The sequence below is a fragment of the Celeribacter halophilus genome, from assembly GCF_018860305.1.
GTDB classification, from domain to species: domain Bacteria; phylum Pseudomonadota; class Alphaproteobacteria; order Rhodobacterales; family Rhodobacteraceae; genus Celeribacter; species Celeribacter halophilus_A.
The window spans coordinates 574218-585897 of the sequence record NZ_JAHKPE010000031.1 but is presented as its reverse complement, the minus strand read 5'-3'; the positions used below and the strand labels follow the sequence as shown (position 1 = coordinate 585897).

Annotated in this window: 12 protein-coding genes; 6 read left to right on the top strand and 6 right to left on the bottom strand. The window is 59.9% G+C overall.

The features are described 5' to 3' along the window. Positions 1-12: 12 nt before the first annotated feature. Together KO492_RS14710 and KO492_RS14705 are read right to left on the bottom strand one after the other, a co-directional pair. The gene (locus KO492_RS14710; RefSeq protein ID WP_216045637.1) at positions 13-960 is read right to left on the bottom strand and encodes an ABC transporter permease; all 948 of its coding nucleotides are present in this window, start codon (positions 958-960) and stop codon (positions 13-15) included. A 125-nt stretch (positions 961-1085) separates the two neighbouring features. Beyond that, positions 1086-2669: an ABC transporter substrate-binding protein gene (locus KO492_RS14705; RefSeq protein WP_216045636.1), complete on the bottom strand. Its 1584-nt coding sequence runs from the start codon at positions 2667-2669 to the stop codon at positions 1086-1088. A 147-nt stretch (positions 2670-2816) separates the two neighbouring features. On the opposite strand from KO492_RS14705, the gene KO492_RS14700 reads away from it, so the two are divergent. The 6 genes from KO492_RS14700 (at position 2817) to KO492_RS14675 (ending at position 8326) form a co-directional block, all read left to right on the top strand. After that, on the top strand, positions 2817-3482 hold the full coding sequence (locus tag KO492_RS14700; RefSeq protein ID WP_216045635.1) for a DUF1028 domain-containing protein: 666 nt from the start codon (positions 2817-2819) through the stop codon (positions 3480-3482). Between the two features lie 134 nt (positions 3483-3616). Further along, entirely contained in the window at positions 3617-4621 is a 1005-nt protein-coding gene (locus tag KO492_RS14695) for a GSCFA domain-containing protein (protein WP_216045634.1), read from the top strand. Next, on the top strand, positions 4618-5310 hold the full coding sequence (locus tag KO492_RS14690; RefSeq protein ID WP_216045633.1) for a hypothetical protein: 693 nt from the start codon (positions 4618-4620) through the stop codon (positions 5308-5310). Before KO492_RS14695 ends, KO492_RS14690 begins: the two co-directional genes overlap by 4 nt. Before the next feature lie 207 nt (positions 5311-5517). Beyond that, positions 5518-6420, top strand: coding sequence for an ABC transporter permease (locus KO492_RS14685; protein WP_216045632.1), 903 nt, complete (start codon positions 5518-5520; stop codon positions 6418-6420). Further along, on the top strand, positions 6417-7214 hold the full coding sequence (locus KO492_RS14680) for an ABC transporter permease (RefSeq protein WP_066599186.1): 798 nt from the start codon (positions 6417-6419) through the stop codon (positions 7212-7214). The genes KO492_RS14685 and KO492_RS14680 overlap by 4 nt, the downstream gene beginning before the upstream one ends. Positions 7215-7216: 2 nt before the next feature. Further along, a complete protein-coding gene (locus KO492_RS14675; protein ID WP_252735534.1) occupies positions 7217-8326 on the top strand; it encodes an ABC transporter ATP-binding protein in 1110 nt (369 codons plus the stop codon). A 45-nt stretch (positions 8327-8371) separates the two neighbouring features. Here the strand turns inward: KO492_RS14675 and KO492_RS14670 are convergent, their stop codons facing one another. From KO492_RS14670 to KO492_RS14655, 4 genes are read right to left on the bottom strand one after another with little or no spacing between them, the layout of a single operon-like run. Beyond that, positions 8372-9157 (bottom strand): alpha/beta hydrolase, encoded by a 786-nt coding sequence (locus tag KO492_RS14670; protein ID WP_216045631.1) that lies wholly within the window; start codon positions 9155-9157, stop codon positions 8372-8374. 9 nt (positions 9158-9166) lie between these two features. After that, positions 9167-9784, bottom strand: a complete 618-nt coding sequence (locus KO492_RS14665) for a TetR/AcrR family transcriptional regulator (protein WP_216045630.1) — start codon at positions 9782-9784, stop codon at positions 9167-9169. Between the two features lie 18 nt (positions 9785-9802). Then, complete coding sequence (ppk2, locus tag KO492_RS14660; RefSeq protein ID WP_216045629.1) at positions 9803-10702, bottom strand: polyphosphate kinase 2; 900 nt, start codon at positions 10700-10702, stop codon at positions 9803-9805. 45 nt (positions 10703-10747) lie between these two features. After that, positions 10748-11680 carry an alpha/beta fold hydrolase gene (locus KO492_RS14655; RefSeq protein ID WP_216045628.1) on the bottom strand — a complete coding sequence of 311 codons (933 nt, stop codon included), beginning with the start codon at positions 11678-11680 and terminating at the stop codon, positions 10748-10750.

Here is an 11680-nt window from a genome sequence, read left to right as displayed (position 1 = left end):
GCGTCCAATCCCTTACGTCTTGATGCGCGGGTCAAGCAGGCTCTGTGCCACATCGACTGCGATATTGAACAGCACGTAACAGGCGGCAACGAAAACAACGCCGCCCTGCACAAGGAGGAGGTCGCGTTTGAGAATGGCATCAACCAGCATCCGCCCCACGCCCGGCCATTGAAAGACCATCTCGATATAGACCGCGCCGGAGAGGACAAAGCCCGCCTGAATGCCCAGCACGGGGATGATGGAAACCATCGCAGCCCGCAAGGCATGGCCCATCAGAACGCGGCGTTCACGCACGCCTTTGGCGCGGGCGGTGCGAATATAGTCCTGCCGCAGCACTTCGAGCATGGCGGAGCGCGACATGCGTGCGATCACGCCAGTGGCCACGGCGGCCAGCGCAGATGCGGGCATGATCAGGTGGTTGATGAGATCGGGCAGATCTCCGCCGCCATAGATCGCATACATGCCGGAGACGGGGAGCCATTTGAGTTTCACCGCGAAGATGAGGATCATCATCATGCCCAGAAAAAAACTGGGGATGGAGATGCCGATCAGGACAACGAGGGTGATCAGCTTGTCGGCCAGCCCGTATTGACGCGCGGCGGAGATGGCGCCTGCGAGGATGCCGAGAATGGCGCACAGGACAAAGGAGGTTCCTGCCAGAACCAACGTCGCGCTGAAGCGTTCCAGTATCTCGTCGAGCACAGGGCGGTTGAGCGAGAACGACCGTCCGAAATCGCCGGTCAGCAGATTGCCAAGCCAGATAAAATACCGTTGCACCAAAGGTTTATCGAGGCCGAGGTCGCGGTTCAGCTTTTCGACATTTTCGGGCGTGGCGTAGCTGCCCAAAATCGCTGTGGCCGGATCGCCCGGGATCATCGACATGATCAGAAACACAATCACGGTGATCCCGAACAGCACGGGAACGGCGGAAATGAGACGTTTCAGGATGTAGCTGCCCACGGGTGCTCTCCCCTCTGGCTGGCGTCAAAACAGGTGTCGGCTAAGCGTCGGCTTCCCGTCGGACTTTTGTCGGGCACGGGAAGCCGGAAGGGACCAAGAAGAGTCCGCAACGGGGTTTTAGAAGATCACTCTTTGGTCACGTTTTGCAGTTGCAACAGGAAGGAGGGTTCGAGTGAAAAATTCCCGACCCGATCCGTCGTCACGGCATTCTGTTTCCAGTTGGCGACAAAGACCCACGGGGCGTCCTCTTGCACAATCGCCTGCATCTCTTTGTAAAGCGCGGCACGTTCTTCCTGATCGGTGGAGACACGGGCTTTCTCCAGAAGCGCATCGACTTCGGGATTGGAATAATAGCCGGAGTTGAAGCCGCCCTTGTCGGGCCATGCTTCGGTGCGCAGCGCGAGGAAGGGCAGCGTGTCGGGGTCATTGGTCATCCACGCCATTTCGGCCATATCGGCCTTGCCCTCAAGACCGGGATTCACCTCGCCAAGGAAGGTATTCCATTCATAGGTTTCGATCTTCACATCAAACCCGACCGCATTGAGATCGGCCTGAATGGCCGTGCCCATCGGGATCGGGTCCAACATGCCCGAACCGCCTTCGGTCACATAGAAGGTGATCTCGGGAGACTCGACGCCTGCTTCGGCCAGAAGGGCCTTGGCCTTTTCCGGATCATAGGGATAGGGCGAGAGATCGTCATTATAGGCCCATGCAAATGCGGGCGGGGTCGGACCGGCAGCGACGTCGGCAGTGCCTTCGAGCACGTCGTTGACCAGAGCCTCTTTGTTGATTGCGTAATTGGCGGCCTGACGCACGCGCACATCGGCAAAGGGGCCTTCCTTGGCATTGAGGATCAGGAACCACAGATGCGGACCTGCCTGTTCCACGATGTTGAAACCTTCTCCCTGAAATTGTGACAGGGCGGTGGGCGGCACTTCGACCATCATGTCGATTCCGCCTGCGAGCATTTCGGCCACGCGGGTGTTGGCATCGGTGATGGGGCGGAAAACGACCGCTTCGGTGCCCGCTGGATCGCCCCAGTAGTCGGGGTTCTTCTCGATCACCACCGCTTCGTTGGAACGCCATTCAGCGAACTTGAAAGGGCCGGTGCCTGTGGGGTGGCGACCGACATCCGCTCCATATTGCGCGACTGCGGCGGGGGAGATCATCAGCCCCGTGGGATAGGCGAGGTTCGAGAGGAACGGCGCATAGGGGCCGTTCAGTTTGAACGTTACGGTGAGATCATCCACCACCACGGTTTCTTCAATGGCCGAGAAAAAGAAGGCCAGCGGGAAGGGCCCCGTGTTGTGATGGGGGTGGTTCTCGTCAAGCATCCGGTCGAAATTGAATTTGACCGCCTCCGCGTTGAACGGCGTGCCGTCATGGAAGGTCACACCTTCGCGCAGGTGGAAGGTATATTCCGTGCCATCCTCGGAAATCTCCCAGCTTTCGGCCAGCCCCGGCGCAACTTCCAGCGTGCCGGGGGCATATTTTACTAGGCCCTCGTAAAGGTTCACCAGAATGCGGAAATCGTTCACTGCCGTGACCGCTGCCGGATCAAGCGATTTGGGTTCGGCGATCTGGCCGACGATCAACACGCCTTCGGGGGTTTGGGCCATGGCTGGAGCCGTGGTCATGAATGTGCCGGTCAACAATGAGGCGGCTGCCGTCGCTATCAGGCCGCGGCGTGTCCAGTTTATGAGGTCCATCTGTTGCACTCCCTGCTTGTCGGATGGGGTATTATTGGAATCAAATTTATCACGATAATTTAATTCGTCAATTTATCATGATAATTATTGAAGCTTTATCCGGTTTGTGCCGAAATAGGCGGCACAACCATCGTGAAGGATGACGACATGACTTTTTCCCTGCTTGTAAGAGACCCCGAAACCGGCGCACTTGCGGGAGCGGCGGCAACGGGAAGCCTGTGTGTCGGGGGCTGGGTGCTGCGCGGTGATCTGCGTGCAGGCATGTCAGCCTCGCAGGGTGCGTCGCCTTCAAGTTTTTGGGGAGAGGATGTTCTGCGGTGTATGGCGGAAGGACTTCCGGCAAGACGTGCTGTTGCAGAGGTCGTCGAACGGGATCGCAATCGGGAGGACCGGCAGCTCTCCGCGCTGGATGTTGGCGGGCAGGGGGCGGCGTTTACCGGCGCGAACAACGGTGACGAAAAGGGCGCCTTGATTTTTCCCAACGGAATTGTGGCCGGTAATATTCTTGCAGATGCCAAGGTGCTTGTGGCCATTCGGGACGGCTACCTTGACGCGCAGGGGCCCTTGGGGCGCCGGATGATTGCCGCGCTGGAGGCTGGACGTGCTGCCGGTGGAGACAGTCGCGGGTTGATGTCTGCAGCACTGCTGGAGTTGCGCAGGGATACGGCTCCGCTGACGCTGCGTGTGGACTTTCATGAGAGCGATCCGCTGGGTGCTTTGGTCGATCTCTACGCGCACGCGACCTCTGGTGAATATGCCTACTGGGCGCGACAGGTTCCCTCTCTTGACGATCCTGAACGTGGGCTGGATTGAGATATCCTTTCTCTACCTGCCCGTCTCCAAAAGTTGGCAGGCTGCCCGTGGGCGGTGTTTCGCGGGCACGGACGCAGCGGAGCCTTGGCATCTTTGAGGCTGCGCGGCATAGTGGCGGGGCAATTGACTGACGAGTGGCCCATTTGACCCATCCCTATCAAGATAGTCCGGCACGGAGTTTCTGGCGCAGTGGCGTGGTTGAGGCGGATCGTTGCAATTGGCCGGAGATTTACACGCCGAAGGTGCGGATCACGCGGGATACTTCGGTGGCCACGGCAGGAAGCTGTTTTGCCAAGCATATCGGCCGGTCTTTGCGCCTTGCGGGGGGCAATGTGCTGGATGCCGAACCCAAGCCGGAAGGTATGAGCACGGCTTTGGCGCGGCGCTTTGGATATGGGGTTTATTCGGCGCGTTACGGTGATATCCATACGGCGCGGCAGTTGCGTGAACTGCTGGAGGATGCGCAGAGCCTGCATGTGGACGAGCGCCTGTTTCAGTGCCATGCGGGGAAGTGGTTCGATGCGCTGCGCCCTGATGTAGAGCCGGAAGGTTGCGTGACCTTGCAAGAGGCGGTGGAACTCCGGCGGGAGCATCTGGTGCAGGTGGCCGCGCTTGCGCAGGTGGCGGATGTGTTTGTTTTCACGCTGGGGGCGAGTGAAGGGTGGGTGGATCGCGAGAGCGGGCGCACGCTTGCCTTCGGGCCGGATGTGGTCGCGGGGAGCTATGATCCGGCGCGCACCGTATTTCACAACTTCACCTATGACGAGATCCACGCCGATCTGTTGCAAATCCTGCGGCTCTTGCGCGGGATGAACAAGGAGGCGCGGCTGTTGCTCACCGTGTCCCCCGCGCCTTTGGGGGCCACGGCTTCGGGTCAGCATGTTCTGGCGGCGAACAGCCATTCGAAAGCGCTGTTGCGTGCGGCGGCGGGTGCGATGGCGGACAAGTATAAGGCGGTGGATTATTTTCCCGCTTTCGAGATTGTCACCACTTGGGCCGCCCCCGAGGCGGCATATGCGCCGGACCTGCGCTCTGAGCGGCCCGAGATGGTCGAGACGGTGATGCGTGTTTTCCTGACGGCACATGGTCTTGCGGCGGAGGCCGGACCTGTGGGCGAGGGGGAGGGCGTGGAGAGATGAGCAAGCGTCTTTGTGTCCTCGGAGATGACCGGTTGTTCGCCTGTGAGGCCGCGCAGCGTGCGGCGCGCTGGCCGGACCTGTCGTTCGAGCGGGTGCAGGAGGATATGGGTGCCGACCTGATGACTGGCTATGATGGTTTTGTGATTTCTGGGCTTGGGATTGCGCCGATCGTGGAGATATTTGGGGAGCTGTCCTGTCTGGATATGCCCTCTGTCGAAGATGCCATGTCTGCACTGGATGCGGAGCGGCCCTTGGCCTCCACCGCCATGCTGCGGGCCTATACGCGTGAGCGGCTGGAGGCGACGCAGGCGGTCGCTGTGGCGCGACAGTTGCGTGTACAGACCGAAGCGCCGATCTTCCTTGCCAGCCTGCCGCGCCCTTCGACGCAGGCCCGCCAAACCGGCGGGAGGGAGACGGAGCTTGCGCAACTGGCGGCGCGGGGTGACGGGCCTTTTGTCTCTGCGTGGTTTGACCGGATGGCGGGGGAGCTCTGCGCCGACATCGGTGTGCATTTCCTGCCGCAACCAAGGATGAGCCTGACGGCGGACGGGATGTTCACCAAAGAGGATTATGTCAGTCCCCGCAGCACGACGGGCGCGGGGGAGAACGCTGCGCAGGTCAATGCGGAGTTTGCCTGTTTGGTGATCGATCAAGTGGCACATGCCCTGAAAACGTGCAGTCCTGCGTGAGCCTCGGGCGAATCTCTTGCAAATTTGATCAAAATATTTTCAGGATCATTCTCAGGCTTTTCACGATAGGCTCGGGTTATCCGTTGGTTGTGAAAGGACCACGACCACAATACGTTGCGCGGCGTTTTGCGGGGTCTCTGGCTTGGGCCTTTCAGGAAATGCCTTAAACACCCCGGCCAGAGGGCCGGTCCGGGAAGGGAAGACAGTATGGCCGCGAGCGACAGGCTCCGTCGATTTTTCCGCTCTGAGCGAGGCGTTGGCGTCCTGCTCGTTTCACCGACCGCGCTCTATGCGCTTCTGCTGCTGGCCATTCCTTTGGCGGCGGTGGTTCTGATTTCGTTCTGGACCCAGACGGGCGTGCGCGATTTCGACACGACCTTTACGCTGGCCAATTACAAGGAGGCGCTGACCGATCCGCTTTACCGCCAGTTGATGCTGCGCTCCCTGATGGTCTCGGGACTTGTGACGCTGATCACGGTGCTTCTGGCCTTTCCGATTGCCTATTTCGTCTCCTTCGGGGTGAAACCGGAGCATAAGTCCCTGTGGATTTTCCTCATCACCATCCCGTTCTGGACCTCCTACCTGATCCGTGTGTTCCTCTGGAAAGTCATTCTCGGCTATAACGGGGTTCTGAACTCCGGCCTGAAAGTCGTTGGTTTGATTGAAGAACCTCTGTCTTTCATTCTCTACAACGTCAATGCGGTGATCCTGACTCTGGCCCATGCCTATGCGCCTTTCGCGATCCTGCCGATTTTCGTGGCCCTCGAAAAGATCGACCGCTCGCTTCTGGAAGCTTCGCGTGATCTGGGAGAGAGCCGGACCATGACATTCCTGCGCGTGACCCTGCCTCTGGCGGCCCCCGGTGTTGTGGCGGCTGTGTTGATCGTCTTTATCCCGACCATTGGCGACTATGTAACGCCGCGGCTTGTCGGCGGGCCGGGAGGTCTGATGATCGCGAATATGATCCAGACCCAGTTCCTGCGCCTCAACAACGCACCATTGGGGGCGACTTTGGCGGTGATCGCCATGCTGATTGTGGCGGTGATTGCCGTTGTGTTCCTGATCCTCGGCAATCGTGCCGCAGGTGGCAAAAAAGGAGGTCGGACATGAAAACGCTCAAGGTCTATGCGATCTTCTACCTGATCTTCCTTTACGCCCCGATCTTCCTTTTGCCGCTCTTTGCGTTCAACAGCTCGACGATCATCGCCTTTCCGCTGGAGAGTTTCACGACCGAATGGTTCACCCAGCTTCTGACGCTGTCCGAGATGCATGGCGCTTTGCTCAACTCGCTCAAGATCGCCGTGATCTCCGCACTTCTGGCTACCACCTTGGGCATTTTCGCGGCGATGGCCGTGTCGCGCTACAGTTTCCCCGGACAGAAAGGCATCATGGGATTTATCATGCTGCCGCTGGTCCTGCCGGAGATCATCGTTGCCGTGTCGCTTTTGATCGTGATCCTGCGCATCGGGCTGGACACCGGCGCATGGTCGGTGATTGCGGGACACACGCTCATTTGCACGCCCTTTGCCATTGCGATTCTGCAATCGGCCTTCGCGGCGCTTGATCCCGCGCTTGAAGAGGCGGCCTATGATCTGGGCGAAACACCTGTCTCGACCTTTCGTCTTGTGACCCTGCCGCTGGTGATGCCGGGGATTATTTCCGCGCTGTTGATCTCGTTCACCATTTCCATGGACGAATTCATCATCGCCTTTTTCCTCACCGGCGCAGATCCGACGCTGCCGGTCTATCTGTTCTCCATGCTGCGGTTCCCGAAGCTGCTGCCTGCGGTGATGGCTCTAGGCACCATCCTGGTGGTGTTGTCGATCCTGCTCATCACCATCGCCGAATATTTCCGCCGCCGGGGCGCCAAGCGCACGGGCAATGACACCGGGGGCTTTCTTTGAAAATGGCTGACATGACTGCTGATACACCGCTGATTTCGCTGCAAAACATCAACAAACATTACGGCGATTACCATGCTCTGCGAAATATCAATCTCGACATCCGCCAAGGCGAGTTCTTTTCGCTTCTGGGGCCGTCCGGTTGCGGCAAGACCACGCTTTTGCGCACCATTGCGGGGTTTGAGGACTACGATAGTGGCTATGTGACGATCACGGGACGCGACATGCGGGGGGTGCCTGCGAACAAGCGCCCGACCAATATGGTGTTCCAGAGCTACGCGATCTTTCCGCATCTCTCGGTGATTGAAAACGTGGCTTTCGGGCTGCGCAAGGCGCGTATGTCCAAGGCGGACAAGACACAGGCCGCAGAGGCGGCTTTGGAAATGGTTGGGCTCAAAGGCTACGGCCACCGCGCGGCCCATGCGCTCTCTGGCGGGCAGCGCCAAAGGGTGGCTCTGGCGCGCGCGCTGGTGTTGAAGCCCAAGGTGCTTTTGCTTGATGAGCCGCTCTCTGCGCTGGATCGCAAGATGCGCGAACAGATGCAGGTGGAACTGATCAAGCTGCAACGCGAGGTGGGTATTACCTTTATCCTTGTGACCCACGATCAGGAAGAGGCGCTGGTGATGTCCGACCGGATCGCCGTGATGTTCGAGGGCGAGATCGCGCAATGCGATGATCCCGAAGTGCTCTACCGCAATCCCAAATCGAAACGGGTGGCCGATTTCATCGGGGTGATGAACTTCCTGCCCGCCACGGTGCGCGAGGAGGGCGGGCGCTATATCGCCACAATCGCAGGGCTTGGCGAGACGGAGATTTCAGAGGCGCAATGTCCCGGCGGCGTGCCTGTCGGTGCGGCAACGGTCGGGTTTCGACCCGAGACGCTCACGCTGCTTTATGAGGGCCAGAGCGCGACCCACCGCGAAGCGCCGGCCATGATTGATGAAGTGGTCTATTACGGCGATATGACCTATTACGACGTGCGCTTTGACGGGGTGGACCATCCTGCGCGGATTTCCATGCGCAACATCTTTGGTCGTGATGTTCTGGCGGTCGGGACACAGGCGCGGGTGAACTGGTCGCCCGGTGCTCTGGTGGTGTTCGAGCAAAGCGCATAACGCGATGTGAAGGCATGAGCGGGCAGGGGTGAGGCGGGATCGCCTCTACCGTTGCAGCGCCTTTGTCACAAAGCCGGTGACAGCCCGTTCCAGATCGGGGATTTTGCCGGTGCCCAAGCTGCGATTGACCTCTGCATGGCGATAGGCGGACCCGTCGAAAACCGTGACCTCCGTCCCGTTCCCGCGTGCCAGAGTGGCGAAATTCGACATGGCCATGCCGTGACCGCGCACCTTGGAATAGATCGCCAGAACGGGCGGCAGGTTGCGGGCAAGGCTATAGGCCGGTGAGAGCGTGCCCCATTGCGAGCGGTCCTTGAAGGCGTGGCGTGTGCCCGTTGGCAGGTGGCCATCATGGGCGCGGGACAGGGTGACGAGATCGACCGCGCCGGTGTCATTGACGATCACGCCCGCAGGTCGCGGCATCCAGCCGGTAAGCGTCGCCATCGCCGCCAGATGTGCGCCCGCCGAGTGGCCCATGATAATCGTGCGCTCGGGCGCCGCGACATTTTTAAACGCCCAATCAATCGCTTGCCGCACGGCCCTGATCTGACCGGAGACGGGCGTTTTCGGTAGCAGCGGATAATCGAGAGAGATGAAATCCAGATTCATGGAATTGAACCAAGCGGGTTTCGCCCCCACCGCCTTGCGCGAACCGGAGCGCCACGCGCCGCCGTGGACATAGATCACCGCACCGCGGGCTTGGGTGGCAGGATAGATGTCGAGCTTGTCCGCGCCGTAGCTGTGCGTTCGGGATTTTGGCGCGGCCCTTGCCCCCAATGGCAAGGCGGAAGCAAGGCTACCGGCGACAAAGGTTCTGCGGCTTATGGTCATGAAGGCACCTCATTTGTCTTGCGGGATCAGTCCCAATCCGCGCAAGTATATGCCGATTCCACTTTCCAAAAGGTCTTCAGGCGGAAACGGACAGCGCGCGCCGGGGGTGCCTCGGGCGAAGAGTTCCACCACCCCGTGCGACATGGCCCAGATATGGGCCGCGACCATCTGCGGCGGGGGGCGGTGTGCTTCGGGGATTTGTTTCGACAGATCCTCTGCGGCGCGTTCCAGCACGCCTAAAGCGCGGTCGGCCACGGCGTGCAATTCCGGTGTGCGCTGCATCGAGATGCCGGATTCGAACATGGCCACATAATGCCCCGGATATTTGCGGGCAAAGGCCAGATAGGCGCGTCCCACTGCCTCGAACGAGGCCAGAGCAGAGGGTTGACCGCTGTCATAGGCATAGGCGAGCAGGTCTGCAAAAACCGCGAAGCCCTGCAGGGCAATCTCGGCAATCAGATCCTCGCGCCCCTCGAAATGGCGATAGACGGCCGCAGGGGTCACGCCCGCCGTTTTAGCCGCCTCGGAGAGGGTGAACCCTGTCGGACCCTTTGCTTCGATCAACACCAAGGCGGCGTCGATCAGAGCCTGTCTCAGATTGCCGTGATGGTAGCCGCGTTTGCTCATAGGCGTGCACCGTCTCGTTTATTCGTCTTCATCACCGGTGATCAAAAGCGCAGGCCCGTCGACGATCTTGTCGTCGATCTCGCCAAGGTTGTCCTTGTTCTTGCCCTTGTAGTCGATCTTGGTCAGCACGGAACGGATCGCATTGAGCCGCGCACGGTATTTGTCATCTGAGCGGATCACGGTCCAGGGCGCAAAATCGGTGTGGCTGCGCTCCATCGTCTCTGCGATGGCTACGGTATATTCGTCCCAGCGCTTGAGCCCCTCGACATCAATGGCGGAGAGTTTCCACTGTTTGAGAATGTCCTGTTCGCGCGCGAGAAAGCGTTTGAGCTGTTCTGCACGACCGACATTGAGCCAGATCTTGAAAAGCTGGATGCCTTCGGAGACGAGCATATCCTCGAACTCGGGCAGTTGGTGAAAGAATTTCTCGCGCTCCTCGTCGGTGCAAAAGCCGAAGACCTTTTCCACCACGGCGCGGTTATACCACGACCGGTCGAAAAGCACGATTTCGCCCTTGGTCGGCAGGTGGTCGATATAGCGCTGGAAATACCATTGCCCCTGTTCGCGTTCGGTCGGTTTCGACAAAGCCACCACGCGGGCCGAGCGCGGGTTCAGATTTTCGCGGAAACGCTTGATCGTGCCGCCTTTGCCCGCCGCATCGCGCCCTTCAAAGACCACGACGATCCGTTTGCCGGTCTTGCGCACATCGGCGAGCATCTTGACCAACTCGCGTTGCAGCGATTCGAGTTCGTCCTTGTAGTCGTCCTTTTTCATCCACCGGTCATAGGGGAAGGAGGGCGACAGGATTTCTTTCTTGCCACCGTCTTCCACGGCTTTGCGGATGGATTTCGGGGCGTCCTTCTCGAAGAAACGGGAAATGGCACCGTCGAACGGCAGATCGGAGGGCTTGTCGGGCATGGCACGTCGCTTTCCGTGTTAATCTGTTTAACACTATGGGGTTTTTCAGCCGAGGTTGCAACGTGCGGCGGCGCGCTGCACGGCACCGACCACCGCATCTGTCGCAACGTGATGGGGCATGTGGCCGATCCCCTCAAGGCGGGTGAGGTGGTTACTCGCCACTTTCGCGTCAAAGGGCAGGGCGTGGATGACATCGGGGACGATCTCGTCCTTGGTGCCGTGCAGGCTTTCGACGGGCAGGGTGAGCTGCGCATATTTGGGCACCATAGCGGCCATTTCGGCTTTGAGCGCGATGCGTTGGCGTGCGTTGAGGCGATGGCGGACGGGATAGATGGCCTTGCGCGGCTGGAAGTGGTCGGCATAGCCTTCGGGCACGTCCTGAGGCGCGAACACGCCGGCCAGTTGTCGCTCGATGATCCATTGTGGTGTGAAGGCGTTGACAAACTCCGCCGCCCACCAGCCGATCACGGGTTTGGCCAAGGTGCGATGCAACAGGGGATGGCCGGTTTCCCAGTCGTGACTGGGCGCGGAGACCAGCACCAGTGCTGCGACCTCATTGGATTGCAACGCCCATTCCAGCGCTACCGCCCCGCCATAGGACTGCCCCAGAACAATCGGGCGGCGGCTGTCGAGTTGCTGCACCGCCTGACGGAGCACGCGGGCTTGGGCACTCAGAGTTTCGTCCTTCATCCGCGGGCTGTGGCCGAAGCCGGGGCGGTCGACCACATAGACGCGGAACTGTGCGGCCAGCGCGGGAGCAAGGCGGAAATTCATGTCATAGGTCGAACCTGACGCACCATGAACAAGCACCACGGACGGCGCGTCTTTTTCACCATAGCTCTCGACATGTATCACCGCGCCGGAGGGGGTCTTGACCAGATCCCCTCTGCGACGGGTTTTCATCGCCCGCACAAAGGCGCGGTTGCTTGTAAGATGGGGAACCTCTGCCTTCTGTCCGGCGTTGCGGGGGAAACCCAT